The sequence below is a fragment of the Amycolatopsis sp. NPDC051371 genome (genome assembly GCF_040682155.1).
Taxonomy (GTDB): domain Bacteria; phylum Actinomycetota; class Actinomycetes; order Mycobacteriales; family Pseudonocardiaceae; genus Amycolatopsis.
In genome coordinates this window covers 65,505-89,925 of the sequence record NZ_JBFBAG010000045.1, presented here as the reverse complement: position 1 = coordinate 89,925, position 24,421 = coordinate 65,505, and the positions used below count along the sequence as shown (strand labels likewise).

23 protein-coding genes and 1 pseudogene are annotated in these 24,421 nt (G+C 71.3%); 10 read left to right on the top strand and 14 right to left on the bottom strand.

What is annotated here, in order from left to right; genetic code table 11:
- Window positions 1-14: 14 nt before the first annotated feature.
- A complete protein-coding gene (locus AB0M59_RS41050; RefSeq protein WP_364626699.1) occupies window positions 15-668 on the top strand; it encodes a response regulator transcription factor in 654 nt (217 codons plus the stop codon).
- A gap of 56 nt (window positions 669-724) precedes the next feature.
- Here AB0M59_RS41050 and AB0M59_RS41045 read toward each other — a convergent pair whose 3' ends face one another.
- Genes AB0M59_RS41045 through AB0M59_RS41035 form a run of 3 tightly spaced genes read right to left on the bottom strand, consistent with a single transcriptional unit; the run spans window position 725 to window position 3,241 of the window.
- Window positions 725-907: an acyl-CoA carboxylase epsilon subunit gene (locus AB0M59_RS41045; RefSeq protein ID WP_364626698.1), complete on the bottom strand. Its 183-nt coding sequence runs from the start codon at window positions 905-907 to the stop codon at window positions 725-727.
- On the bottom strand, window positions 907-2,430 hold the full coding sequence (locus AB0M59_RS41040) for an acyl-CoA carboxylase subunit beta (protein ID WP_364626713.1): 1,524 nt from the start codon (window positions 2,428-2,430) through the stop codon (window positions 907-909). Before AB0M59_RS41040 ends, AB0M59_RS41045 begins: the two co-directional genes overlap by 1 nt.
- A gap of 49 nt (window positions 2,431-2,479) precedes the next feature.
- Window positions 2,480-3,241, bottom strand: a complete 762-nt coding sequence (locus tag AB0M59_RS41035) for an alpha/beta fold hydrolase (RefSeq protein ID WP_364626696.1) — start codon at window positions 3,239-3,241, stop codon at window positions 2,480-2,482.
- A gap of 177 nt (window positions 3,242-3,418) precedes the next feature.
- Between AB0M59_RS41035 and AB0M59_RS41030 the strand changes: the two genes are divergently transcribed.
- Window positions 3,419-3,820 (top strand): ATP-binding protein, encoded by a 402-nt coding sequence (locus tag AB0M59_RS41030; protein WP_364626694.1) that lies wholly within the window; start codon window positions 3,419-3,421, stop codon window positions 3,818-3,820.
- A 349-nt stretch (window positions 3,821-4,169) separates the two neighbouring features.
- Here the strand turns inward: AB0M59_RS41030 and AB0M59_RS41025 are convergent.
- From AB0M59_RS41025 to AB0M59_RS41015, 3 genes and pseudogenes are all read right to left on the bottom strand, one after another.
- Window positions 4,170-5,126, bottom strand: a pseudogene (locus AB0M59_RS41025) (DUF222 domain-containing protein); the annotation flags it as partial.
- A 19-nt stretch (window positions 5,127-5,145) separates the two neighbouring features.
- A complete protein-coding gene (locus AB0M59_RS41020; protein WP_364626692.1) occupies window positions 5,146-5,520 on the bottom strand; it encodes an STAS domain-containing protein in 375 nt (124 codons plus the stop codon).
- A gap of 156 nt (window positions 5,521-5,676) precedes the next feature.
- Window positions 5,677-6,633, bottom strand: a complete 957-nt coding sequence (locus tag AB0M59_RS41015) for an AraC family transcriptional regulator (RefSeq protein WP_364626690.1) — start codon at window positions 6,631-6,633, stop codon at window positions 5,677-5,679.
- A gap of 24 nt (window positions 6,634-6,657) precedes the next feature.
- Here AB0M59_RS41015 and AB0M59_RS41010 point away from each other — a divergent pair, with 24 nt between their 5' ends.
- Together AB0M59_RS41010 and AB0M59_RS41005 are read left to right on the top strand one after the other, a co-directional pair.
- Window positions 6,658-8,037, top strand: a complete 1,380-nt coding sequence (locus tag AB0M59_RS41010; RefSeq protein ID WP_364626688.1) for an FAD-dependent oxidoreductase — start codon at window positions 6,658-6,660, stop codon at window positions 8,035-8,037.
- An 81-nt stretch (window positions 8,038-8,118) separates the two neighbouring features.
- The gene (locus AB0M59_RS41005) at window positions 8,119-9,489 is read left to right on the top strand and encodes an FAD-linked oxidase C-terminal domain-containing protein (RefSeq protein WP_364626687.1); all 1,371 of its coding nucleotides are present in this window, start codon (window positions 8,119-8,121) and stop codon (window positions 9,487-9,489) included.
- A 43-nt stretch (window positions 9,490-9,532) separates the two neighbouring features.
- On the opposite strand, the gene AB0M59_RS41000 is transcribed toward AB0M59_RS41005, so the two are convergent.
- Genes AB0M59_RS41000 through AB0M59_RS40990 form a run of 3 tightly spaced genes read right to left on the bottom strand, consistent with a single transcriptional unit; the run spans window position 9,533 to window position 14,546 of the window.
- The gene (locus tag AB0M59_RS41000; protein WP_364626685.1) at window positions 9,533-12,274 is read right to left on the bottom strand and encodes an alkaline phosphatase family protein; all 2,742 of its coding nucleotides are present in this window, start codon (window positions 12,272-12,274) and stop codon (window positions 9,533-9,535) included.
- 5 nt (window positions 12,275-12,279) lie between these two features.
- Window positions 12,280-13,620: an ABC transporter permease gene (locus tag AB0M59_RS40995; RefSeq protein ID WP_364626683.1), complete on the bottom strand. Its 1,341-nt coding sequence runs from the start codon at window positions 13,618-13,620 to the stop codon at window positions 12,280-12,282.
- A complete protein-coding gene (locus AB0M59_RS40990) occupies window positions 13,617-14,546 on the bottom strand; it encodes an ABC transporter ATP-binding protein (protein ID WP_364626680.1) in 930 nt (309 codons plus the stop codon). Before AB0M59_RS40990 ends, AB0M59_RS40995 begins: the two co-directional genes overlap by 4 nt.
- A 286-nt stretch (window positions 14,547-14,832) precedes the next feature.
- On the opposite strand from AB0M59_RS40990, the gene AB0M59_RS40985 reads away from it, so the two are divergent.
- Window positions 14,833-15,018, top strand: coding sequence for a hypothetical protein (locus AB0M59_RS40985; RefSeq protein ID WP_364626677.1), 186 nt, complete (start codon window positions 14,833-14,835; stop codon window positions 15,016-15,018).
- Window positions 15,019-15,059: 41 nt separating this feature from the next.
- On the opposite strand, the gene AB0M59_RS40980 is transcribed toward AB0M59_RS40985, so the two are convergent.
- Complete coding sequence (locus tag AB0M59_RS40980; RefSeq protein ID WP_364626674.1) at window positions 15,060-15,731, bottom strand: response regulator transcription factor; 672 nt, start codon at window positions 15,729-15,731, stop codon at window positions 15,060-15,062.
- A gap of 50 nt (window positions 15,732-15,781) precedes the next feature.
- Between AB0M59_RS40980 and AB0M59_RS40975 the strand changes: the two genes are divergently transcribed.
- Window positions 15,782-16,462: a hypothetical protein gene (locus tag AB0M59_RS40975; RefSeq protein WP_364626672.1), complete on the top strand. Its 681-nt coding sequence runs from the start codon at window positions 15,782-15,784 to the stop codon at window positions 16,460-16,462.
- Here the strand turns inward: AB0M59_RS40975 and AB0M59_RS40970 are convergent.
- Together AB0M59_RS40970 and AB0M59_RS40965 are read right to left on the bottom strand one after the other, a co-directional pair.
- On the bottom strand, window positions 16,459-17,112 hold the full coding sequence (locus tag AB0M59_RS40970; RefSeq protein WP_364626669.1) for a polysaccharide deacetylase family protein: 654 nt from the start codon (window positions 17,110-17,112) through the stop codon (window positions 16,459-16,461). The genes AB0M59_RS40975 and AB0M59_RS40970 overlap by 4 nt on opposite strands.
- A 2-nt stretch (window positions 17,113-17,114) precedes the next feature.
- Entirely contained in the window at window positions 17,115-17,774 is a 660-nt protein-coding gene (locus AB0M59_RS40965) for a glycoside hydrolase family 11 protein (RefSeq protein WP_364626666.1), read from the bottom strand.
- A gap of 178 nt (window positions 17,775-17,952) precedes the next feature.
- Between AB0M59_RS40965 and AB0M59_RS40960 the strand changes: the two genes are divergently transcribed.
- The gene (locus AB0M59_RS40960; RefSeq protein WP_364626663.1) at window positions 17,953-18,720 is read left to right on the top strand and encodes a hypothetical protein; all 768 of its coding nucleotides are present in this window, start codon (window positions 17,953-17,955) and stop codon (window positions 18,718-18,720) included.
- 86 nt (window positions 18,721-18,806) lie between these two features.
- Window positions 18,807-19,136, top strand: a complete 330-nt coding sequence (locus AB0M59_RS40955; RefSeq protein WP_364626660.1) for a hypothetical protein — start codon at window positions 18,807-18,809, stop codon at window positions 19,134-19,136.
- A 35-nt stretch (window positions 19,137-19,171) separates the two neighbouring features.
- On the opposite strand, the gene AB0M59_RS40950 is transcribed toward AB0M59_RS40955, so the two are convergent.
- On the bottom strand, window positions 19,172-21,709 hold the full coding sequence (locus AB0M59_RS40950; RefSeq protein ID WP_364626657.1) for an ABC transporter permease: 2,538 nt from the start codon (window positions 21,707-21,709) through the stop codon (window positions 19,172-19,174).
- Entirely contained in the window at window positions 21,703-22,437 is a 735-nt protein-coding gene (locus AB0M59_RS40945; protein WP_364626654.1) for an ABC transporter ATP-binding protein, read from the bottom strand. The genes AB0M59_RS40950 and AB0M59_RS40945 overlap by 7 nt, the downstream gene beginning before the upstream one ends.
- A 125-nt stretch (window positions 22,438-22,562) precedes the next feature.
- Between AB0M59_RS40945 and AB0M59_RS40940 the strand changes: the two genes are divergently transcribed.
- Window positions 22,563-23,762: a sensor histidine kinase gene (locus AB0M59_RS40940; RefSeq protein WP_364626651.1), complete on the top strand. Its 1,200-nt coding sequence runs from the start codon at window positions 22,563-22,565 to the stop codon at window positions 23,760-23,762.
- Window positions 23,750-24,406, top strand: a complete 657-nt coding sequence (locus AB0M59_RS40935) for a response regulator transcription factor (protein WP_364626648.1) — start codon at window positions 23,750-23,752, stop codon at window positions 24,404-24,406. Before AB0M59_RS40940 ends, AB0M59_RS40935 begins: the two co-directional genes overlap by 13 nt.
- Window positions 24,407-24,421 lie beyond the last annotated feature (15 nt).

Below are 24,421 nucleotides of genomic sequence, written 5' to 3'. Positions count from 1 at the left end.
CCCGGGAGTGCGAAATGCGTGTGGTCATCGCCGAAGATTCGGTCCTGCTGCGGGCCGGCGTGCAGAGCCTGCTCGCCGACGTCGGCATCGAGACGGCGGCCGCGGTGTCCAACGGCGACGACCTGCTGGTCGCCGTGCGGGAACACCAGCCGGACCTCGTCATCGCCGACGTCCGGATGCCCCCGACGTTCACCGACGAGGGCCTGCGCGCGGCGATCGCGGCGCGCAAGGAGGTCCCGGGCCTGCCGGTTCTGGTGGTGTCGCAGTACGTCGAGGGCAGCTACGCGGTCGACCTGATCGCCGAAGGCACGTCCGGTGTGGGCTACCTGCTGAAGGAGCGCGTCGCCGACGTGGCCGACTTCCTCGAGGCGGTCCGGCGGGTGGCGGGCGGTGGTTCGGCGATCGACCCCGACGTCGTCGCCCAGATGCTGTCCCGCAACCGCGACCCCCTCGAACGCCTGACGGCCCGCGAGCTGGAGGTGCTCGGGCTGATGGCGCAGGGCCTGTCGAACGCGGCCATCGCCAAGGACCTGGTCGTCACCCAGGGCGCGGTGGAGAACCACATCAGCAACATCTTCGCGAAGCTCGGCCTCGAAGCCAGCCGCGACCAGAACCGCCGCATCCGCGCGGTCCTGACCTATTTGGACAGCACGACGGTCCGCACCTGAAGTCGTGAGTGAGAAACAGTGTTCTAACCCTGTTTCTCACTCACGACCACTTGCACTCAGCGGCGGGTGCGCCAGCTCGTCGCCGGCCGGAAGGGTGCCGGCCGGCGCCGCGGGCGCGGGGCTGGGGGCGCCGCGGGCTCGGCCGGACGGGTGCTGACGGCGGCCAGGACCGCCATCAGCGCCGCCAGCTCGGTCTCGTCGGGCGCGCCGCGCAGGACCCGCACCACCGGGTCGCCCATCAGACCGGCGGGTTCCCGTGCTTGCGCGCCGGGATGTCGGCGTGCTTGGTGCGGAGCATCGCGAGCGAGCGGATCAGCAGCTCGCGCGTCTCGCCCGGCTCGATCACGTCGTCCACGAGGCCGCGCTCGGCCGCGTAGTACGGGTGCATCAGCTCGGTGCGGTACTCCTTGATCTTCAGCGCCCGCACGGTTTCCGGGTCGTCGGCCGCCTTGATCTCGCGGCGGAAGATGACGTTCGCGGCGCCCTCGGCCCCCATCACGGCGATCTCGTTCGTCGGCCACGCCAGCGAGACGTCGGTGCCGATCGAGCGCGAGTCCATCACGATGTACGCGCCGCCGTAGGCCTTGCGCAGGATCACCTGCACCCGCGGCACGGTGGCGTTGCAATAGGCGTAGAGCAGCTTCGCGCCGTGCCGGATGATGCCGCCGTGCTCCTGGTCGACGCCGGGCAGGAAGCCGGGGACGTCCACCAGCGTCACGAGCGGGATGTTGAACGCGTCGCAGGTCTGCACGAACCGCGCGGCCTTCTCGCTCGCCTCGATGTCGAGCACCCCGGCGAGGACGGCGGGCTGGTTCGCGACGATGCCGGCTACGTGACCGTCCAGGCGGGCGAGCGCGCACACGACGTTGGTCGCCCAGCCGGCGTGCACCTGCAGGAACTCGCCGTCGTCGACGATCTCCGCGAGCACGTCGCACATGTCGTAGGCGCGCGCCGGGTCCGTGGGCACGACGTCGAGCAGCCGGTCGGTGCGGCGGCCGGGCGAGTCCGCGGCCGGCACGTGCGGCGGGGTCTCGTTGTTGTTGGCCGGCAGCAGGGAAAGCAGGTACCGGACGTCGGCCAGGCAGGTCGCCTCGTCGTCGTAGGCGAACGCGGCGACGCCGGAGGTCTCCGCGTGCACGTCGGCGCCGCCGAGGCCGTTCTGCGTGATCTCCTCGCCCGTCACCGCCTGCACGACGTCGGGACCGGTGATGAACATCTGCGAGGTCTCGCGGACCATGAACACGAAGTCGGTGAGCGCGGGCGAATACGCCGCGCCGCCCGCGCACGGGCCGAGCATCACGGAGATCTGCGGGATGACCCCGGAACAGCGGGTGTTGCGCCGGAAGATGCCGCCGTAACCGGCGAGCGCCGTGACGCCCTCTTGGATCCGGGCCCCGGCGCCGTCGTTGAGCGACACGAGCGGCGCGCCCGCGGCCTCGGCGAGGTCCATCACTTTGTGGATCTTCTGCGCGTGCGCCTCGCCGAGCGCGCCGCCGAAGATCCGGAAGTCGTGGGCGTAGACGAACACCGTCCGGCCGTCCACCGTGCCCCAGCCGCAGACGACGCCGTCGGAGTGCGGGCGGCGCTGCTCGAGGCCGAACCCGGTGGCCCGGTGCCGCCGCAGGGCCTCGAGCTCGGTGAACGAGCCCGGGTCGAGGAGCAGCTCGATCCGTTCGTGCGCGGTCAGCTTGCCGCGGTCGTGCTGGCGCTGTGTCGCGGCGTCGTCGGGCCCGCGGCGCGCGGCGTCCTTGGTTTCCCGCAGTTCGACGAGCCGGTTGGCGAACGCGGCCGGTGCTTCGGACAAGACTGCCTCAGACACGGACGCCTCCCAGCTCGTCGGCGAGGCGCCGCAGGATGACGCCCTGGTGGCGGGTGAGGAAGAAGTGCCCGCCGGCCAGCTCGACCAGCTCGAAGCCACCGGCGGTGTGGTCCGCCCAGGAGGCGACCTCGTCGACGGTGGCCATCGGGTCGTCGGAGCCGGTGAAGGCCACGATCGGCGCGTTCAGGGGAGCGCCCGGGGTGTACCGGTAGGTCTCGACGGCCCGGTAGTCGTTGCGCACGACGGGCAGGATCATGCGGACGACGTCGTCGTCGCCCAGCAGGTCCGCCTCGGTGCCGCTCAGCCGCCGCAGTTCGGCGATGACGCCGTCGTCGGTCCGGGTGTGCACGCTCTCGTCCCGCACCCGCGAGGGAGCGCGCCGCCCGGAGACGAACAGGGCGGCGACTTCCGTCCCGGCCCGCTCGAGCCTGCGGGCCGTTTCGTAGGCGACCATGGCGCCCATGCTGTGGCCGAAGAGGGCGAGCGGCCGGTCGGTGTGGTCGTCCAGTAGTTCGGCGACCCGGTCGGCCATGGCGTCGACGCTGGTCAGGAAGGGTTCGTGCCGCCGGTCCTGCCGCCCGGGATACTGGACGGCGAGGACTTCGATGTCCGGCGCGAGCGCCTTGGCCACGGGGAAGTAGAAGGGTGCCGACCCACCGGCGTGCGGCAGGCAGACGAGCCGCGCTTTCGCCTCGGGTGACGCGGCGAACCGGCGGAACCAGTTCTCCTGGGCGTTGTCCACGGGGGCGACCATGTCGTCCACCGCCCTTCGGTGTCGGAGGCTCCTCCCGCCAAGCTAGCCAGCGGACGCGGCGGCCAACGACCCCTAAGGCCCCCTAACGCCATGGGTAAAAGCGGCTCTCGCCGGGTACGCCTCAAGGAGAGCCGCGGCCGGGGGAAGCGCGGTGGCCGGAGGAGTCGCACAGTGCGCGTGAGCTGGAGTGGAGCCGACCAGGCAGGGTGGCACGTGCTGGACGTCGCGGGCCTCGACCCGCCCGGCCTGACTGCCGCCCGCCAGTGGGCCGAGGCCAAGCTGGGCACGCTCCGGGAGACGGACCTGATCGACACCCTGATCATCGTGGGCGAGCTATTGGAGAACGCGTATGTCCACGGCGGAGGGCCGCGGCAGCTGCGGCTCCACCACGCGCACAATCCCTGCGAGGTGACGGTGGCGGTGGCCGACGTCGGGGACGGCGAGCCTCGGATGCGGGCGCCTGACCACGGGGGTGGGCGGGGGTTGCTGCTGGTTGACCAGCTTTGCTTGAACTGGGGTGTGAGCCATCATGACGATGGGAAGCTGGTCTGGGCTCGGGTGGGGTGCTCGGAGGGGTAGGTCTGCGGGCCCTGCGCCGGCGCGGCTGGCTTCTTCGCTTGTGAAACCCGCTTTGTCCGGCCGGGCATGCCGGCTGGATGCGGTGAAGCGAATCGGCTGTGAAACCTGGTCGCGGCTACGAGCCGGACAGCCCTCGCGTGGTCGGGCAGGGATGCTCCTCGGCTGCGCCGCTTCGGTGGATGCCCAGCGGCTGCTCATGAGGTGGCTGTCGGCAGTTGCGACCAACCAGCGGTTGCCTGCCCGAGACCGCTTTGTCCGGCCGGCTGTTGCGCCGGGCGCCCGCGGCTTGTCGGGGAGTGGGTGTAGGCCCGTAGCCGGTGGCTGCGGGCCTATCCCCTTATCCGACTGTTCACGCCGCGAACGACAGCGGCTGGTGCAGGTTGTTGCGCCTGGGTTTCCGGCGCTTGTCCAAAAAGACCGGTGGCAGGAACTCGGGCAACCCGTCGGCAGCTATGCGGACTTGCCACCCGGAACGGTGCAACAGCCGATGGTGGTGGGCGCACATCAGGACCAGGTTGCCCAACTCGGTCGGGCCGCCGTCGGCCCAATGCCGGACGTGGCGACCCTGACAGTGCCGGGGTGGGCGATGGCAGCCGAGGAAGGCGCAGCCACGGTCGCGCAGGTACAACGCGTGGCGCAGCGGCGTGGAGACCAAGCGTCGCCGGCGCCCGAGGTCGAGGGGTTCGCTCTTGCCGCCCAGGACCGTGGGAATCAGCATGCAGTCGCACGCGTGGATCCGGGCTTCGGCCGCCGACATTGTGCCCAGGTCGCCGAAAATTGCCCGGCCGACACCGGACTTCAAGTCCTCCAACGACACCGCGACCATGACGTGGGCTCGTTCACCGGCCTGCAGCGGCAAATCCGGGGAGTTGAGTGCCAGGTCGATCGCGTCGGAGAAGGCATCGCCGTAACGTTCCTGAGGGGAACGCAAGTCCGGGCCTTCGTCGGTGGCGCGGCGTTGCGCGAGAGAATCCAAGAGGGCGCCGGCCCGGGCACCGGTTTCATCGTCGAACCGGCCCTGCAGTTCCCAGATCCCGGTTCTTTTGCGGCGCAACGAGAGTTCGCGGCTGGGGGTGGCCGGTTCGGCGGAGTCGGGTGCGGCGCCATCGGGGTCGAGGTGGGCCAGGGTCCGGTCGCCCAGGGCCGCGACCTGTTTGTGTCCGGCCTCGGAGGCGAAGGTCAGCAGGTTCTGCTCGACGTCAGCGCAGTGCTCGGGCGGAACCTGGATCATGACGCCGACGATGGTGTCGATCATCGGGGTGCTCAACCGACCGTCCAACGCGGCAGCGCCGCAAACCCCCGAGGCCGTACCTGAACCGGGCGCCCTAAGGCAACTGCGGCACCAGCTTCAACCAAGCCAACGCCTCATCGACACTCCAATGCACCGCCAGCAACTCGTCCAGACCAAGCGCGACAATCGGCCGCAGCAACGACCGGCACCGCCCGGCGACCGCGAAGGGCACCCCCGCCGAAGCCGCGTCCAACAGGATCGTCAGCACGCGCGCACTGCAGAACGTCACCGCCGAAGCGTCGAACACCAACGCCGGCGGAGCCAGCTGGAGCTCCCGGTTCAGCAGCGCGCCGAGACGGCCCGTGACGGCGAGGTCGAGGTCGCCGGTCGCGGTCACCACGGTCGCTTCGGACGTCGTCGTCACTTCGAACGTCGTGGACCGGCGGGTGCGCGGGGCGGGGATGAGCATCGCGAAGGCCTCCTTGGCGAAGAACACCGTGAGGCCGGACGCCGGTCCGGACCCACGTCAGCCCGGGTGGGGGCTGCGGGATCGAGGCACGACGGCTGCAGGTTGAACCGCTGAGTCACCACCCTACAACCGATGCCAAAACGATGCAGCATTGACTCAGCGACGATCACCGCGGCGGAACCGGGCCGGGGTCGTCCCCAGCTCGGCCCGGAACGCCCGGGAAAACGCGGATTCCGACTGGTAGCCGACTTGACCAGCTACGGAAGCCACCGTCGCGTCGGATGTGGACAGCAGCTCGGCCGCCGCCATCATCCGCGCGCGGGTGAGGAACGCGCCCGCCGTCATCCCCGTCTCCCGGACGAATCGACGCAGGAACGTCGCGCGCGACATCGCCACCTGACGGCTGAGCCGCTCGATCGTCCACTCCTCCCCGGGGTCGTCCAGGATGCCGGACACCGCCGAGGCGATCCCCGGGTCGGTCGCGGCCGTCCACAGCACGTCCGCCGTGGCCGGGCCGCGGGCCGTCCGCAGCACCATCGCCAGCAGCACCGTGCACAGGGCCGACAGGATCGCCGCGGTTCCGGCCCCCTCACGGCCCGCCTCCCCGCGCATCAGCACGCTCAAGCCGCGCAGGACCTCGTCGGAGGGCCCGAACGCCACGTGGACCGCGCCCGGCAGGCTCCGGAACAGCAGCGCGCCCGCCCCCGCGTTGACCGTGAAGTGTCCGCAGAACAGGTCGATCACCGGGTCGCCGCCGCGTTCGCTGCGCGTCGTGACGAACGCGTCGCCGCCCACGTCGACGATGCCCCGCGGCCGGCCCGGCCCGGCCGTCACCACCCGGTGCTCGGTGCCGCTCGGGATCAGCACGACGTCGCCGGGGCGCAGCTCGAACACCTGGTGGCCGACGTGCAGCCGGCACTCCCCCTCCAGCAGGACGTGGAACGGCACCTCCAGCTCGCCGTACCGGGCGACGTCCATGCGCGTGCCCGCCCCGAGCAGGCAGTGCTTCTCGAGCGTCGCCCCGAGATCGGCCCTGCGCAGCAAGCGGCTGACGGTATCCACCCCTGATACTTTCGGGCAGAAAACTGATACTGGCAAGCCTGGTCGTCTCATCAAGACCGACGCAGACTCGACGGCATGGAAAAGCTCACCGCAGACGTCCTGGTCATCGGCTTCGGCAAGGGCGGGAAGACCGCCGCACACACCCTCAGCGACGCCGGCAAGCGCGTCGTCCTCGTCGAGCAGTCCGAAAACATGTACGGCGGCACCTGCCCGAACGTCGGCTGCGTGCCGACCAAGATGCTCGTCCACTACTCGAACGCCCGGCGCCTCGAGGACGACGCGCAGGAGTTCTTCGCACACTCGATCGCCGGCGTCCGCGCCCTGACCAGCGCCTTCCGCGCGGGCAACTTCGCGTCGCTCGACGGGAAGGACACCGCGACCGTCATCACCGGCACCGCCCGGTTCGTCGACCCGCACACGGTCGCCGTCGGCGAAGGGGACGACCGGATCACCGTCACCGCGCCGACGATCATCCTCAGCACCGGCTCCGCGCCGGTCGTCGCGCCGATCCCGGGCCTGGCCACCAGCAAACACCTGGTCAGCAGCACCGAGCTCACGCAGGCGGCGACCCTGCCCGAGCGCCTGATCGTCGTCGGCGGCGGCTACCTCGGGCTCGAGTTCGCGTCGATCTACCAGCACTTCGGCACGCACGTCACCGTCCTCGAAGGTGCAGAGCGACTGCTGCCCCGTGAGGACGAGGACATCGCCGGGACCGCGAGGGAAATCCTCGAAGGCGACGGCATCCGGATCATCACCGGCGCGAAGATCACGAAGGTCGAGGACAGCGGCGCCGTCGCGAAGGTCATGTACGAAAAGGACGGCCGGACGCTCGAAGTCGAGGCCAGTGCCCTCCTGCCGGCCACCGGCCGCCGTCCCGTCACCGACGGCCTGCGGCTCGACGCGGCGGGCGTCCGGACCACGCCGAATGGCGCTGTCGAGGTCGACGAGTACCTGCGCACCAGCCAGCAGCACATCTTCGCCGTCGGCGACGTCAACGGCGGCCCGCAGTTCACCTACGTGGCCCTCGACGACGCCCGGATCGTGCTGGACCAGCTGCTCGGCGAGGGCAAGCGCACCACGACCGACCGGGTCGCCGTGCCGCACACGCTCTTCATCACCCCGCCGCTGGCGACCGTCGGCCTGACCGAGCGCGAAGCGCGCGAGCAGGGCCTGAACATCAAGGTGGCGCGGGAAAAGGTCGCCGACATCGTCGCCATGCCCCGGGCCTACACGGTCGAGGAGACGCGCGGGGTCATGAAGTTCATCGTCGACGCCGACACCGACCTGATCCTCGGCGCGGCGCTGCTCAGCATCGACGCGCAGGAAGTCGTCAACACCGTCGCGCTGGCCATCCGCCACAACATCACCGCGACCGAACTGCGCACCTCGATCTACACGCACCCGAGTTCGACCGAAGCCTTCAACGAGGTCTTCGGCAAGGTGGTCGGCGGGTAGAACGCACAGGTGGGACTTCCCCGTGGCCAGACCGGCGCCGCCGCCCTAGCGTGGAACCCGGTGACGAGGAGGTTCCCCCGAATGCTGATCGACGACCTGACCGCCGGACTGCCGGCGGACCGGCTGGTCCGTGACCCGGACGTCGTGGCGAGCTTCGCCCACGACGAGGCCGAGTGGGCGCCCTACGCGCAGCCTGCCGTGGTCGTCCGGCCGCACACGGCCGAGGAAGTCCAGGCCGTGGTCAAGGCCTGCCTGGCGAACCGGACCCCGCTCGTCACGCGCGGGGCCGGCACCGGCCTCTCCGGCGGGGCGAACGCCGTCGGCGGCTGCGTCGTGCTCGTCACCGACCGGCTCACCGCGGTCAAGGAGATCGACGAGCGGGAGCGGTACGCCGTCGTCGAGCCCGGCGTGGTCAACGACGACCTGCGCGCCGCCTGCGCCGAACGCGGGCTCTGGTACCCGCCCGACCCGGCCAGCTCGCCGTGGTCGACGATCGGCGGCAACGTCGCCACCAACGCCGGCGGCGTCTGCTGCGTCAAGTACGGCGTCACCCGCGACTACGTCCTGGGCCTGCAGGTCGTCACCGGCACCGGCGAGCTCGTCCGGCTCGGGCGCCGCACCGCCAAGGGCGTCGCCGGCTACGACCTGACCGGGCTGATGGTCGGGTCGGAGGGCACGCTCGGCGTGATCACCGAGGTCACCGTCCGCCTGCGGCCCGCCCGCGCCGCCGAACGCACGGTCGCCGGGTACTTCGACACCACCGTCGCCGCCGGGCAGGCCGCCGCGGCGATCGCGGCCCGGGGCGTGCTGCCCTCGGCGCTCGAACTCGTCGACCGGCACTGCCTCGCCGCGGTCGACCAGTGGAAGAACATGGGCCTGAGCGCCGACGCGAACGTCGTTTTGCTCGCCCGCACCGACTCCCCCGGCGCCCTCGGCGAGCACGAAGCCGCGGAGATCCTCGACTGCTTCGAGCAATCCGGAGCGACGTGGGCCGCGCAGTCGACCGACCAGGCCGAGGCCGACGCGCTGTTCGCCGCCCGCCGCCTCGCCTACCCCGCCCTGGAACGGCTCGGCCCGCTGCTCACCGAGGACGTCTGCGTCCCGACGCAGGCCGTGCCCGAGATGCTCGCCCGCATCGACGCGGCGGGACAGCGTCACGGCGTACACATCGCCAACGTCGCGCACATCGGCGACGGCAACCTGCACCCGCTGCTGGTCACGCCGGCCGGCGACGAGGCCGCCCGCAAGAACGCCCAGGCCGCCTTCGACGACATCATCTCCGACGCCCTCGACCTCGGCGGCACCGTCACCGGCGAGCACGGCGTCGGCCTGCTCAAGCAGCCCGGCCTGGCGCGCGAGCTCGGCGAGGGCGTCCTCGAGATGCACCGCGCGGTCAAGAACGCCCTCGATCCGCAGCACATCCTCAACCCCGGCAAGGTGTTCCCCTCGTGAGTGAGAAACAGTGTTCTAACACTGTTTCTCACTCACGACCTTCTTAGCCGTCCGACTCGGCCGAGGGGATGTACGCGCCCGGCACCTGGTCGGGCGCGAACACCTGGTTCTCACCCGGGTAGGGCTGCTGCCAGCCGTGCGTCTGGTACCACGTGAAGTGGTTCATCTGCGCGGGATTGGCGTAGTCGGCGACGGCGTTCGGGCCGGTGAGACGCTGGTGCGTCGTCCACTCCTGCCACTGCGCCGCGACCTGCCGCTTGTCCGCCGGCACCGCCGACGACGGCACCGGGGCCGCGGCCGGATTGGGCGGCGCCGGGGTGTCCGGGCCGCAGGACGGCTGGGTCGCCAGGCCGCCCGTCAGCGACGTGCGGTTGGGCACCGCGGTGAACGGCGTGTAGTCCGGCTTCTTCGTGAAGGCCGCACTCATCGGCGTCGCCGCGCTGTCCTTCTGGTTCATCGGCTTGACCCCGAGGATCTGCTCGATCGTCCGGATCATCGTGATCTGCGAGTAGTAGTGGCTGTCGACGACGCCGTGCTGGGCGTACGGGCTGATGATCTGCACCGGTGCCCGGTGGCCGTCGACGTGGTCGAGCCCGGCCTGGGAGTCGTCCTCGACGACGAAGATCGCCGAGTCCTTCCAGTACTGGCTGTGCGAGATCTCGTCGACGATCTTGCCGACGGCGAGGTCGTTGTCGGCGACCTGGGCGGCCGCGTTCGGCGGGCCGCCGGTGTGGTCGCTCGACAGCCAGAACATGTTGAGGTTGGCCGGCCCGTGCTTCTCGAAGTCGTCCTTCCAGATCTGGTAACGGTACTGGTCCGGCACCGAGGTGTCGAACTTCGGGAAGCCCGGCACCGACACGTCGTTCAGCGACGGGATCGGCGACGACGACACGAGCGGATACGCCGAAGGCTCGCCGGTCGCCGCCATGTTCTTGGCGTCGCAGTACAGGTTCTGCCAGCTCGCCGCGGCGGGCTTGGTCAGGAACTGCTGGAACTCGCCGAAGTCGCGCACCGACTTGCCGGCCGCCTGCGCGCCGGTCCACAGGAACCCGGAGCTCTGGTGGCCGAGGGCGTCGTCCTCGGTGTCGTAGCTGCGCAGGTACTCCCCCGCCGACGACTCGGTGTACTCCGGGTTGTCGGCCTGCATCAGCCAGTTGTGCCCCTCGGCGGAGTTCGTGCCGATGTCGTAGGTGTTGTCGTACAACCCGAACTGCCGCTCCAGCGCGTGCTGGTTCGGCGTCACGTTCTCGCCGAACTGCGTCACGGCCGGGTCGCCGTTGCCGCGCGCGTCGTCGCCGAAAAGCTGGTCGTAGGTGCGGTTCTCCTTGACCAGCAGGAAGACGTGCTTGATCGTCGACGGGTCACCCAGCCGCGCCGGCACCGGGACCGGGCTGCGGTGGCCGTTGTCGTGCGCCACCTGCACCGAGTCGTCCGTCCAGCCGTTCTGCTTGAAGACCTGGCCGGTGTAGCCGCGGATCGCGCGGTCGTCCGGCAGCCGGAACTTCTGGACGCTCGACGTCGTGTCGTGCGTACCGTGCCCGGCCGCCGTCGTCGGGCGGAGGGCGTCGATGCCGCGGGTGTTGGAGACCACGACGTCCTTGCCGACGGTGGTGATCGCCGTCGGGAAGTAGTCCGTCGGCAGCAGGCCGACGTAGCTCACCGGCTCCTGCGCCCGCTGGTAGCGGTAGACGGCGACCGCGTTCGCGCGGCCGAGGGTAACCAGCAGGTGGCCGTCGTCGGTGAGGGTCACCCCATCCGGCTCGTACCCGACCGAGGCCTGGGGCCACGGCTGGGTCGCGATGGTCTGGACGACCTTGTCGCGGCCGGTGTCGATGACGGAAACGGTGTTGCTCGCGGTGTTCGTGACGAACACCGCACCGTTCTTGGAGTACACCGCGGTCGGGTGCAGGCCGACGTCGATGCTCTTCGGCGCGGCCGTGTTCGCCAGGTCGATGACGCTGACCGTGCCGCTGGTCGTGGCGCCGGTGACCGGGCTCGCCGGCACCTGGGTGTTGTACGAGTTCAGCGTCGGCTCGCCGGGCTTGGCCGGGCGGCCGCCTTCGTTGCTGACGTACAGCCGGTTGCCGACGCGGACCAGGTCACGCGGCGCGTTGCCGACGGCCCAGCTCTGCTTGATCGCGCCGGTGGCCGCGTCGAGGGCGACGACGCGGTTCTGGCCGTTGACCGCCGAGTACACGGTCGTGCCGTCGGGTGAGAACACGGCCTGGGCGACCAGCGCGTGCTTGGCGCCGTCCGCCGGGATCTTGACCGACGCCGGCGCGGCGACCGTGCCGTCCGGGTTCACCGTGAACTTGGTGTAGCCGTCGGTCTGCGCCAGCCACAGGCTCTTGCCGTCCGGGGAGTACGTCGGTCCTTCCTGACCGACGTCGTTGCCGGCGATGCGCAGGTTCGCCGTCGCGGAGTTGCCGACGAGCTGCTGCACCTTCCAGTTCTTCAGGTCGACGATGGTCAGCGCGATCCCGCCGTCGGTGGTCAGCGCGGCGAGGTGGGCGCCGTCGGGGCTGACCGCGGACGCCATGATCTTGCCGTTGTTCACGACCAGCCGGTCACCGATCGGCTTGATGTACTGGTCGGCGGAGACGACCTGGCCGTTCTCGGTGACCTGGCCGACGTGCTGCTCGCCGAACTGCTGCGTCGACGCGACACCGACGCCGGTGCCGGTGGCGACGAGCACGAGCGTGGCGGAGCCGGCCGTCGCGTAGCGCAGCCGATGGCTGCTGCGCCGGCTTTTCCCGGCACGCCGTCTGCGGCGTGTTACCTGCATCGGGGTTATCCCTTCGTGGTGGTGAGCAGCTCGACGTTCCCGTCGAACTGCCAGAGCGGGTTGGGTTGGTCCCCCGCGGGGGTCCGCACCTGGAAGTAGCCGTTCACTTCCTTCGGTCCGTCGCCGTCGGCGACGTACCGCCCGTCCGAGGTGATGTCCAGCTGGTAGATCGCCGAGCCCGTCGCCTCGATGCCCGGCAGGTGCCAGGAGACGACGCACCGCCAGTCGTTGCCGGGGCCGTCGGGCTCGACCAGGCCGTCGCCCTTGGTGCACGCGGCCGTGGCCGCGAGCTGCGCCTCGGTGACGTCGGGCCGGTTGAGCTGCCCGGCCTGCAGGCGGTAGAGGTGGGCGAAGGCGGTGGCGACCGACCGCTGGACCTTGTCCAGGTCGATCCCGGACCCGGTGGCCGGCGTGGCGACGGCAACGATCCCGGCCGTGACGGCGAGCAGCGCGGCCAGCGGCACGACACCGACGACGAGGGCGCGACGACCCGAGCCGTCGTGGGCCGGGTTGGTGAAGTCGCGGCGCACGAAGAGCAGGTAAGCGAGCGCGGTCGCGAGGACGGCCCACGCCAGGCTGACGCCGACCGCGATCAGCAGCGGGCCGAGCTGGGCCGGGTCCGTGAACAGGCCGTTCCACGCGATGAAGGCGTAGCTGGGCAGGGCGAGGCGCACGGCGACGGGCAGCGGCAGCAGCTGGGCGAGCGCCATCACGAGCGCGACGACGGCGGGCAGCAGCAGGCCCATCGGCGAGCGGCCCCAGACGACCGAGCCGAGCAGCCCGATCGCGCCGAGGGCCAGCGTCGGGGCGAGCACGCAGACCCACGCGAGCAGCACCCGCACCGCGGCGTCGCCGGGCGTCAGCAGGTCGCCGTCCAGTCCGACCAGCGGCCGGTTCCCGGCGGCCAGGACCCCGCCCACCGCACTGGAAACGGCCATCCCGGCCACCAGGACGAAGATCACGGTGAGGCTGGCAAGCGCTTTCGCGACGAAGATCCGCCGGGTGGACCGGACCGCGACGAGCAGGTGACGCCAGGTCCCGAGCCGGTCTTCGGAGGCGAAGACGTCCCCGGCGACGACGGACGTCAGCAGCGGAAGCGCGTACGTGCCCGCGAACCCGAGCATCACCAGCGGCCCGGCCCAGCCGGTGGCGTTCATCCACCGGCCGAACAGCGTGTCGACGGGCAGCGAACTCTGCTCGCTCACCACGGCGACGAACAACGCCGGCGCGAGCCAGCAGGCCAGCACCAGCAGGCGGATGCGCCAGGCGGCGAACAGCTTGACGAGTTCGAAGCGGTAGCCGCGGGTCACGGGAACGGGCCGGGCAGCCTCTGCGACGGCGGTCATCGGGCAGCCTCCGGCTGTTCGGTGAGGGCTTCGGTGAGGGTGAGGAAAGCGGCTTCCAGCGGCGACATGACCGGCGCGAGCTCGCGCACCGCGATGCCCTCCTTCGCCAGCCGCAGCACCAGTTCGTCGAGCGCGGGCACCAGCGCGTGGACCACGAACGCGTCGGCGTCCCCCGCGGTGAGGCGGATTCCCGGCGCGCCGGCGACCAGGGGTCGCGCGGCCCGCGGGTCGGAAGTCCGCAGCCGGTAACCGAGTTCGCCGTTCTCGGCCGAGAGCTTGGCCAGCGGCCCGGTGAAGACGACCCGGCCGGTCGACAGGATGGTGACCTCGGAACACAACGCCTCGAGGTCGTCCATCCGGTGGCTGGACAGCACCACGGTCGTGCCGTCGGCGGCGAGCCGGTCCAGGACGCCGTGCACGTGCTTCTTGCCGGCCGGGTCCAGGCCGTTGGCCGGTTCGTCGAGCACCAGCAGGCGCGGCTCGGTGAGCAGGGCCGCGGCCAGGCCGAGCCGCTGGCGCATGCCGAGGGAGAAGCCGCGTACGCGGTCGTCGGCGACATCGGTGAGCCCGACCTCGCCGAGGACGTCGTCGATCTTCGCGGTCCGCCGGTCACCGCCGCGGAGGGCGGCCAGCGCGGCGAGGTTCTGCCGGGCGGTGAGCGAGGGGTAGAGGCCGGGGCCGTCGACGAACCCGGCGACGCCGCCGAGGGTCTTGCCGACCGGCGTGCCGAGGATTTCGAGCCGGCCCTCGTCGGCGACGGCCAGGCTCAGCAGCAGGCCGAGCAGCGTCGTCTTGCCCGCGCCGTTCGGGCCGACCAGGCCGTGGATCTGCCCCGGCGCCACGTCGAAGTCGATGCCGTCGAGGGCGACGACGTCACCGAAGCACTTGGTGATCCCGCGCGCTCTCACTGCCAGGGGTGCGTCCATGGGTCCCTTACTTTCGTTCCTCGGCTCGAGCGAGAAACTTAGGCACCGCAAATTACGGCGGCGGGCGAGCGGGGTGAACGCAGACCGAACGGCAGCCGACCGACGGCCGCCGACGTGGTGAAATGTCCGAGTTAAGGCACAGTCTTACGCCGAGTTAACCGACACCTTGTCTGTCCACAGTGGATCTACGGTGATCTCCACCCGGATCTCCACCCGGCGGAGGTCCTGCTCCACCCGGGTCGCGCCCTAGCGTTCTCCCCGTCGGAACACAGGGAGGAAATCGGTCATGGGTGAAGTCGTCCAGTTCATGCTGCTCCGGTTCGCCATCATCGGCGGCGGCGTCCTGCTGCTGGTGCTGCTGGTCGGCGTACTCGCGATCGCGCTGAAGAAGGCGGGCCGGTACGACCAGGCGAAGCGGTTCGTGGAGCCGATGGTGCGCGACCGGCTGGACAAGCGCCGGAAGCGGGACTGACGGGGTGTGCGCGGCGCTGCCGAGGGGGGGCAGCGCCGTGGTCACCGCCGGCGTTCCAGCCCGTGCCGCTCGGCGTAGCGCAGCGCCTCGACGCGGTTGACCACGCCGATCTTGGCGAACGCGTTGTTGATGTGCGTCTTCACCGTCGTCTCGCCGATGACCAGCTCGGCCGCGATCTCGCCGTTGCTCAGCCCGGCGGCGATCCACCCGAGCACCTCGGCCTCGCGCGCGGTGAGCCCGTCCGGCAGGCTTTCCTTGCGCGGTATGGGTTTCACGGCCCCGGACAATGCCCCGGCGACCTGCCGCGAGACGTCCGCCCCGAAGGTCAGCTGCCCGGCGATGACGGCCCGCAGCGCGGCGCCGATCTCGTGCCGGCCGGCGTCCTTCGTCAGGTAGCCCTTCGCCCCCGCGGCGAGCGCCCCGGCGATCGACTCGTCGTCCGAGTACGTCGTGAGGACGAGGACGGCGACGCCCGGGTGCTCCCGCGTGAGGCGCCGGGTCGCCTCCACCCCGCTCAGGACGGGCATGTTGAGGTCCATCAGCACGACGTCGAGGTGGCCGAGTTCTTCGGCCAGTTCGAGCGCCTTGGCGCCGTCGGCCGCCGAGCCGACGACGTCGACGTCCTCGAGGAGTCCCATCAGGGCGACCAGGCCTTCGCGCACGACCTGCTGGTCGTCCACCACCATCACCTTGATCGTCCGCGGCTCACCCATGATCGGCAGTCTGCCGTATCCCGGCCCGCGCCCGCCGGGAGAATGACGAGGTGCTGATCTCCGAGCGGGTGAAGACCCACTGGTGGCGCGTCGCGCTCGTGGTCGCGGCGGTGGCCGTGACGTGCTTCTCGGCGAGCCCGTTCGCCGGGCTGTTCGGCCTGCTCCCGATCCTGTTCTGGACCTGGCTGGCGCCCTCGCCCCGCAGCGGGGTGGTCGTCGGGCTGGTGCTGCTGGCGCTGCTCGCGTGGTTCGTGCTGCCGAACGCGCTGGGCCTCGCCGGGCCGTGGGTGCCGGCCCCGATCGAGCTGTACTGGCTGCACACGGCGCTCGCGGCGGTGATCTGCGCGATCGGCGCCCGGCGCGGGTTCGTCCGGCTGTTCCTGCTGGTCATCGCCGGGTTCGTCGTCACCGGCGGGGCGTGGTTCGCGGGACTGGAGGCCGCGCCCGGCGACGAAGGGGTCCTGCCCGGGCCCGCGGGCCTGCCGATCGCGCAACAGCAGGAGTGCGCCTCGGGTGGGTGCTGGCGCACCCTGGGATCCACCGGCGACCGGGCTCCGCAGGCGTGGCGCGACCACCTCACGTCGCACGGCTATTCCCCGGCGCCGGCGGGTCCGATCACCGGTGCTCCGCGCTTCTGCCGGAGCACCGGGATCGTCGTGACCCACACGATCTGCGTCGAGCTGAGCACGCTTTCGCCGGACGCCGTCCACGTGGAGTGGTACGCGAACTAGCCGGGGGCGACCGCCCGGCCGGTCTGCGGCGAGATCATCCCCGCGCACAGCCCGCGGCTCGCCAGGGTCTGCGCGATCCGCGGGATCGCGGCCAGGGTGTTGCCCGGCCACTCGTGCATCAGGATGACCTGGCCGTTGCCGAGGCGGCCGTTGGCCTGGACGATCGCGTCCACGCTCGCGCCGTTCCAGTCCTGCGAATCGACGTCCCAGATGATCTGCCGGAGACCGTACTTCGCTTCGACGGCCTGCAGCGTCCCGTTCGTTTCCCCGTACGGCGGGCGGAACAGTCTCGGCGTGCCACCGCCGGCCGCCGCGATCGCCTGCTGTGTCCGGGAAATCTCGGAGTCCATTTGGGACTGGCTCTGCTGCGTGAGGTGCGGGTGGGTGTAGCTGTGGTTCCCGACCCACATGCCCGCGCTCACCTGAGCCCGCACCTGCGCCGGGTAGGCGGCGGCGTACTGGCCCTCGTTGAACATCGTCGCCCGCAACCCGTTCTGCCGCAACGCGTTCAGCAGCGCGGGCGTGTGCGCGTTCGACGGTCCGTCGTCGAAGGTGAGGCCGACGTACCCGCCACAGGCGGCGGCGTGCGCCGGGGTCACGGCCACCGCAGTCGTCACGGCCAACGCGGCCGCCAGGATCCAAGGACGCATGGTCAGCTCACCGTCAGGTTGGAGTTGCCGCTGCTCTGGTAGCCCTCGGTGGCGAGGATCATGTAGTAGTTGAAGCTCCCGAGCCGCATGCCGTAGCGCGCCCAGGCGTCGAAGTGGTTGGCGGTGGTGATGGTGCCGCCGGTCTTCTTCTGCTGCCGCACGGACCAGTACTGGTTGAAGGTCTTGGTCCCCTCGACGGACGGCGCGTTGTACCGCGTGGTCTGGTAGATGTCGTAGGTGCCGCCGTCGCTGGTGACGGTGCCCTTGTAGGTCCCGGTCGGCCGGTAGGTGCCCCAGTTGTCGACGATGTAGTACTCGACGAGCGGGTTGGACGTCCAGCCGTAGAGGGCGAGGTAGCCGTTACCGGAGGGGTTGAAGCTGCCGGAGTAGTGCACGGTCCGCCGGCTCCCGTTGCTCCACCCCTTGCCCCCGACGAAGTTCCCGACGTTGCTCCAGTTCATCCGGTAGTTCCCGCCGGAGCCGAGCGTCATCTGCACCGAGCCACCACCGTCGGTCCAGAAGGAGTAGTAGTACCCACCGTTGTTCCCGGTCTGACTGGTGCTGATGACGGTATCGGCCCGGGCGACGCCGGGCACGAGCGTCGCGACCAGCGCGACTGCGGCCCCGGTCACGAACACCCTGAAGCGGTTCTTGGTGAGCATGCTTCCTCCTCGTCGAGGCTGGCCAGGATGGGGAAAGCATGTGATCGGGGTTGGTGGTGGGGCAATAACTTTCGGAAAGTTTCGGGAGTACGGCAGGCTTTCCCGGTCACCAGCGCCGCGGCTCGTTCCTGCCGCGGCCACGTGAAACGGCTGAGTCCACCATCGCGACTGAGCAACCGTGAGCGGCAAGTACGAACCCCTGCGGCAGCACCTCGCCGCGCGCGACGGTTCCTCGGTGGAACTCACCTTCGCGGAAATCGCGGAGTTGGTGCACGGACTCCCCGCCTCGGCCTACGGCTCCCGGCAATGGTGGGCCAACAGCAGCCTGACCCAGGCCGAAGCGTGGCGACAGGCGGACTGGCACGTCGAGATGGTGAGCTTCGACGGCCGGCGCGTCCGGTTCGCGCGCGGCAAGGTGGGTGGCAGCTACCTCGCACGTGGCCGGCGACCGGCAAAGGGCGAAACCGCGCCCGTGCCGCCCGCCGAGTTCGACCCGGCAGAACTCGACGTGCGGGTGCGCATGCGCTGGCAACTGCCCGCCGCCGTGACGCTCGACGAGACCGGACGGCTCCTGTTCCCGGTGCTGCCGCGCACTTCCGGCGTCTACCGGCTCATTTTGTCCGGCGCACCAGGTCAGGACCGGCCGAAGATTTACGTCGGCGAGTCCGAGAACCTGTCTCGCCGGACCGGGCACTACCGCCGCCCGGGTCCGACACAGCAGACGAGCCAGCGGGTCCACGATCTACTGGCCGAGCACCTCCACCACGGAGGCGTCGTCGGCATGGCCGTCGCGACGTCGGCCACGATCGTCACCGGTGATGTCGCGCAGGAGCTGTCCCTCCGGCGCAAGACCGCTCGCGTTCTGGCCGAGCACGCGGCGCTGGCGATGGTGTACCTCGACGACGCCGCGCTCGTCCTCAATCGCGACAAGGACAGTGAGCCCTGAACCGTCGACCGGTGCTAGGGAAATTCCCGCAGTTTCCCCGTTAGCTTGACCCCCGAACTGTTTTCCAAAAGCAGGGGGTCAAGCACATGAAACGCATTCCCGCGGCCGTCGCTCTCGCGCTCGGCATAGCGGCTCTGCCGGTCGTCGCCGGTACCGCGTCTGCGGAGACCGCAACCGTCACCTGCGGCACCCAGTGGACCCAAGGCACCTCCGGCCCGGACGCGCGCGACTACCAGTGGGGCAACTGTGGCACGTCCGCCACGAAGATCAAGGTCTACTCCCTGACCTACGGCGGCGCCTTCAAAACCCTGATCGGCGAAAAGTGCGTCGTCGCCGATGCGGTGGTCCCGCTGGGCGGAACCACCGACTGGCGTGTCCTCTCCTACACCGGCGAAGACACCGGCGCGGGCTGCTGAAACCGGGCGGGGGTGAGCCGAAGCCCGGCTCGCCCCTACTCCCGGAGGCCGATCGCGTCGATGGGCCGGGCCCGCAGCGCCACCCACGTCGACAGCCCCATCGCCACCAACCCCAGCAGCGCCGCGCCGCCGATGATTCCGAAGTAGACGGACCACGGGCCCGACGGCAGCGGGGTCCCGCGCAGTCCCACGTTCAGCAAACCCAGTGGCACCACCGCGACCACCGTCCCGATGACCACCGCGATCCCGACCGTCGCCAGGGCCTCGAGGCGCATCATGCGGGTCACCTGGCGGCGGGTCGTGCCGACCAGCCGCAGCAGCGCGAACTCCCGCGACCGCTGCGCCGTCGTCAGGACCAGCGTGTTGGCCACCGAAATCGCCAGGTACCCGACGATGACGCCCACCGCGACCAGGTTCAGGTAGAACTGCGCCTGACGCTCCCCACCTTCCGAAGCGGCCGGTGCCGGAGAAGCCACCGTCAACCCCGGGTACGGCAACGAGCGAAGCGCCGAAGCGACCGACAAAGGATCGGCGTCCGGCGAGCGCCGGACCAGCACCGAGTCGTCCAGCCGGCCGCCGTTGTGTTCGCGGGCCAGTGCCACCGGCAGGACGAAGTCGCCGAACGCCAGGTCGTGCGTGTACGTCGCCACCAGGCGCAGCTTCGCCGGGACGCCGTCGCCGAAGTAGAACGTCACCTCGTCGCCGATCTTCTTGTCCAGCCAGTCGGCCTCCGACCGGCTCAACGCCACCGTGTCACCGCTCAGGTCCGCGAGCCGCCCGGTGTCGACACCCAGCTCCAGGGCACCGCGCACTTGATCGCCCGCCAGGCCCTGCGCGGGCTTCCGCTGCACTTCCACGCCGTCGCCCACCGTCGACGCCGTGATCACCGACGTCCGCACGACCGGTGTCGCCGTCGCGACTCCCGGCACCTTGGCCAAAGCCGCGGCGACCTCCGGGGAGACGCCGGCCGGGCCGCTCAGCACGTAGTCGGCCGTCGTCGAGCGGGCCGTTTCCTCCGCCGCGGCCGCCGTCGAAGACGTCTGGCTGTAGAACGTCGCCAGGGCGAACGCGACCGACAGCATCAGCGGGGTCACCGCCGCCGCCAGCCGCCGGGTGTTGGCCTGGGCGTTCGCGCCGGCCAGGTACCCGCTGATCCGCCAGACCCGCCCCAGCACCGGCGCGAGCACCCGCGTCACCAGCCCGGTCACCTGCGGGCCGACCACGGCCAGCCCGATGACGATGACCAGCGTCGCCATCGTCGAGACCGCGGTCCCGATCTCGCCGCGCAGGAACAGCGGCACCAGCGCGCCCCCGAAGCCCACCAGCACCAGGCTCCAGCCGGTGATCAGGCGGCCGCGGCCCAGCTCACGGCGTTCGACCGCCGCCTCGCCGAGCGCTTCGACCGGCCGGATCGTCGACGGCCGCCGCGACGCCGCCCACGCCGCCAGCCGGGCCGCGCCCAAGCCGAGCAGCAGCGCGGCGAGCGACGGCAGCGGGCTGATCGCCAGCCCGAAGTCGGCCGGGATCACCCCGATCGCGGCGAACGCGTCGCGCAGCCCGGCCGCCACCGCCAGGCCCAGCGCGCCGCCGAGGACACCGGCGACGAGCGCGACCAACGTCGTTTCGGTGCCGATGAGCTTGCGGATCTGCCGGGGGGTCGCCGCGACCGCGCGCAGCAACGCGAACTCCCGGCGCCGCTGGTTGATCGTCAGCGCGAGCGTGCTCGCCACCACGAACACGGCCACCAGCAGGGCGAAGCCGCCGAACGAGCCGGCGACGGCCAACAGGAGCGTCCGCGTCTGGCTGACGTCGAGGAACTCGATCGTGCTGCGCTCGACGCCGGTGGTGACCTCGGCGCCGCCCGCGACCGCGCCGATCCGCTCGGCGAGCGTCTCCACTGCCACCCCGGGCTCGGCCAGGACGCCGATCGCGTGCGCCTGGCCGGGCTGCCCGGTCAGCTCCGCGGCCCGCTGCGGCGTGAAGAACAGCGCCGACTGCCGCGACAGGGCGTTGACGACGCCGCTGACCCGGAACGTCCGCGGCACCGACCGGGTCGTGATCCGTACCTGCCCGCCGACGCCGACACCGGCCTGCTGAGCGAGGTCGGCGTCCAGCACGACGTCGTCGGGAGCGGCGGGCGCGGCACCCGCACGCAGGGTGAACGGTGCCAGCACAGCCGCGTCCCAGTTGTGGCCCAGCGACTGCGGACCGCCGAGGACCTCACCGGACGCCGTCACGACCTGCGCCGGGAAGCTCTGCTCGGCGACCGCCGCCCGGACGCCGGGCACCGAGGCGATCCGGCCGGCCAGGGCCTCCGGGACCGACGGCTGCTCGCCGACCTGCTCAGACGACAAGGCGTCGGCCCCCGGCGGCCGGACGGATTGGGCACCGCCGACGACAACGGCCGCGGCGGCGTAACGCTGGGTGGGGACGCCGGCGCGCAGGCCGGACTCCATGAGGACCCCGCAGCCCGCCACCAGGGCGGTACCGCACAGGATCGCGATGAACGCGCCGGCGAACCCGCCGAGCCGCGTCCGGATCGTCTGCCAAGCGAGGGACAGCAAGGTCACCACTCCCCGAGGTGCGTCATGCGCTCCGCCACGCGCTCGGGCGTGGGGTGCGGGAGGTGCCCGGCGAGCCGGCCGTCGGCGAGGAACAGCACGCCGTGCGCGGCCGAGGCGGCGACCGGGTCGTGGGTCACCATCAGCACGGTCTGGCCCATGCCGTCGACGACGGCGCGGAGCAGGTCGAGGACCTGCCGCGCGGTGCGGGTGTCGAGCGCGCCGGTCGGCTCGTCGGCCAGCACGACGTCGGGCCGGGCGATGAGCGCCCGGGCGATCGCGACGCGCTGCTGCTGCCCGCCGGACAGCTCCGCCGGACGGTGCTCCAGCCGCTTCGCCATCCCGACGCCTTCGACGATCTCGCGCAGCCACTGCGGGTCCGGCTTCGTGCCGGCCAGCCGCAGCGGGAGCGTGATGTTCTGCAGCACGTTCAGCGACGGCATCAGGTTGTAGGCCTGGAACACGAACCCGACGCGGGTGCGCCGCAGCCGCGTCAGCTCGTTCTCCTTCAGCCGCCCGATCTCGGTGCCGCCGAGCAGCACCTTCCCCGAGGTCGGCCGGTCGAGGCCGGCCGCGCAGTGCAGGAAGGTGCTCTTGCCCGAGCCCGACGGGCCCATCACGGCGGTGAACGTCCCCCGTCGCACGTCCGCCGTCACGCCGTCCAGCGCGGTGACGGCGCCGTCGCCGGAGCCGTACACCTTCCGCACCCCGGCCAGTTCCAGCGCATTCGCTGTCGTCATCAGTGATCCCCTTCGTTCTCTCGTAAGGAAAACTAGGGCGGCGGGGCCGCGGCTTCGATCCTGTGGAGGGGTGGATCCGGGGTAGCGCCAGCACCACCACCAGGGTGGGGTGGGACACTGTCGGCGTGACGACCCGCCTGCGCGAGTGCTGGTCGGCGGCTCGTTACCTCGTGGTCGGCGCCGGCACGTCGCTGTTGTCGATCTTCGCCCTCGCCGGGCTCTTCGCCGTGCTGCTGCTGTGCCCGTTCGGCGTCGGCATCCCGTCGCTGGCCCCCGCGATCAAGCTGGCGCGGTGGCCGGTCGGGGTCGACCGCCGCCGGGCCGCGCGCAGGCTCGGCGAGGCCATCCCGGAGCCGTACCGGGACGGCTCGCCGCTGAAGGACCCGGCGACCCGCCGCGACCTCGCGTGGCTCGCGATCCACGCCGCGACCGGCCTGCTCCTCGGCAGCCTCGCGGTCGGTCTGCCGCTCGGCGCGGTTCAGCAGGTCGTGACGGTCTTCGTCTGGCCGGCGGTGCCCGGCGGGATCGAAGGCTCCCTCGGCATCATGGTGGACTCGTGGCCGCGGGCGGGGCTGGATCTCCTGGTCGCCCTCGCGATGGCCGCGGCGACGTTCTTGCTGCCGCGCGCCGCGCGCTGGCAGGCCCGCACCGCGCAAAAGCTGCTCCGCCCCGCCCCCGGCGTCGTGCTGGCCGACCGGGTCGCCGAACTGACCGCGACGCGGGCGGCCGCGCTGGAGGCGCACGGCGCCGAGCTGCGCCGCATCGAGCGTGACCTGCACGACGGCACCCAGGCGCGGATCGCCGCGGTCGTGCTGCAGCTCGGCATCGCCGGCCAGCTCTACGACCGCGACCCCGCCACGGTGCGCGACCTGCTGGTCAAGGCGCAGGACACCGCGACCGACGCGCTGGCCGAGCTGCGGACGGTCGTGCGCAGCATCTACCCGCCGCTGCTGAGCGAGCGTGGTCTCGCCGGGGCGGTGCGCGCGCTCGCCGAACGCACCCCGGTGCCGACGGCGGTCACCGTCGAGTACGAAACCGGCCGCCCCGCCGCGGTCGAGGCCGCCGCGTACTTCGTCGTCGCCGAGGTGCTGGCCAACGTCACCAAGCACGCCGACGCGTCCCAAGTGGACATCACGCTCGGCGGCACGGGGAGCCTGCTGCGCTTGGAGATCCGCGACGACGGCCGCGGCGGCGCCGACGAGAGGCGCGGCAGCGGGCTCACCGGGATCCGGCGCCGCGCCGAAGCCTTCGACGGAACCCTCACCCTGACCAGCCCACCCGGTGGGCCGACCGTGCTGCGAGTGGAGCTGCCATGCGGGTCGTGATCGCCGAGGACGACGCGTTGCTGCGCGAAGGCCTCGCGCTGCTGCTGAAGACGGCGGGCATCGAGGTCGCCGCCACCTTCGACAACGCCGAGGACTTCCTGACGTTCGTCGAAGGCGACCGGCCGGACGCCGTCGTGATGGACGTCCGGATGCCGCCGACCCACCGCGACGAGGGCCTGCGCGCGGCCGTGCGGGCCCGCGAGATCCACCCGGGATTGCCGGTGCTGGTGCTCTCCGCCCACGTCGAGACGAGCTACGCGGTCGAGCTGCTCGCCGACGGCGTCGGCGCGGTCGGTTACCTGCTCAAGGAGCGGGTCGGCAAGGTCGAGCGGTTCGTCGACGCGCTCGAGCGGGTCGCGAAGGGCGGCACGGCGATGGACCCGGAGGTCATCGGCCAGCTGATGTCCCGCCGCAGCGCGAAGGACCCGCTCGACGCGTTGACCGCGCGCGAACGCGAAGTGCTGGCGCTGATGGCCGAGGGCTACAACAACGGCACGATCGCCGAGCTGCTCGTCGTCAGCGACGGCGCGGTGCTCAAGCACATCCGCAACATCTTCGCGAAGCTCGGCCTGCCGTCGGACGAAGGCGGCGGCCACCGCCGCGTGCTGGCGGTGCTGGCCTACCTCGGCCGGGACGCGGGGTAGCGCAGGCACCACCCC

Excerpts from the sequence above, each read along its gene's own strand:
- AB0M59_RS41020 (WP_364626692.1), bottom strand. The coding sequence starts at position 5,520 with ATGCTCATCCCCGCCCCGCGCACCCGCCGGTCCACGACGTTCGAAGTG.
- AB0M59_RS40980 (WP_364626674.1), bottom strand. The coding sequence starts at position 15,731 with ATGGGTGAGCCGCGGACGATCAAGGTGATGGTGGTGGACGACCAGCAG.
- AB0M59_RS40995 (WP_364626683.1), bottom strand. The coding sequence starts at position 13,620 with ATGACCGCCGTCGCAGAGGCTGCCCGGCCCGTTCCCGTGACCCGCGGC.
- AB0M59_RS41015 (WP_364626690.1), bottom strand. The coding sequence starts at position 6,633 with ATGAGACGACCAGGCTTGCCAGTATCAGTTTTCTGCCCGAAAGTATCA.
- AB0M59_RS40945 (WP_364626654.1), bottom strand. The coding sequence starts at position 22,437 with ATGACGACAGCGAATGCGCTGGAACTGGCCGGGGTGCGGAAGGTGTAC.
- AB0M59_RS40985 (WP_364626677.1), top strand. The coding sequence starts at position 14,833 with ATGGGTGAAGTCGTCCAGTTCATGCTGCTCCGGTTCGCCATCATCGGC.
- AB0M59_RS40970 (WP_364626669.1), bottom strand. The coding sequence starts at position 17,112 with ATGCGTCCTTGGATCCTGGCGGCCGCGTTGGCCGTGACGACTGCGGTG.
- AB0M59_RS41010 (WP_364626688.1), top strand. The coding sequence starts at position 6,658 with ATGGAAAAGCTCACCGCAGACGTCCTGGTCATCGGCTTCGGCAAGGGC.
- AB0M59_RS41045 (WP_364626698.1), bottom strand. The coding sequence starts at position 907 with ATGGGCGACCCGGTGGTGCGGGTCCTGCGCGGCGCGCCCGACGAGACC.
- AB0M59_RS41005 (WP_364626687.1), top strand. The coding sequence starts at position 8,119 with ATGCTGATCGACGACCTGACCGCCGGACTGCCGGCGGACCGGCTGGTC.
- AB0M59_RS40935 (WP_364626648.1), top strand. The coding sequence starts at position 23,750 with ATGCGGGTCGTGATCGCCGAGGACGACGCGTTGCTGCGCGAAGGCCTC.
- AB0M59_RS41000 (WP_364626685.1), bottom strand. The coding sequence starts at position 12,274 with ATGCAGGTAACACGCCGCAGACGGCGTGCCGGGAAAAGCCGGCGCAGC.
- AB0M59_RS41050 (WP_364626699.1), top strand. The coding sequence starts at position 15 with ATGCGTGTGGTCATCGCCGAAGATTCGGTCCTGCTGCGGGCCGGCGTG.
- AB0M59_RS40990 (WP_364626680.1), bottom strand. The coding sequence starts at position 14,546 with ATGGACGCACCCCTGGCAGTGAGAGCGCGCGGGATCACCAAGTGCTTC.
- AB0M59_RS41035 (WP_364626696.1), bottom strand. The coding sequence starts at position 3,241 with ATGGTCGCCCCCGTGGACAACGCCCAGGAGAACTGGTTCCGCCGGTTC.
- AB0M59_RS40955 (WP_364626660.1), top strand. The coding sequence starts at position 18,807 with ATGAAACGCATTCCCGCGGCCGTCGCTCTCGCGCTCGGCATAGCGGCT.
- AB0M59_RS40965 (WP_364626666.1), bottom strand. The coding sequence starts at position 17,774 with ATGCTCACCAAGAACCGCTTCAGGGTGTTCGTGACCGGGGCCGCAGTC.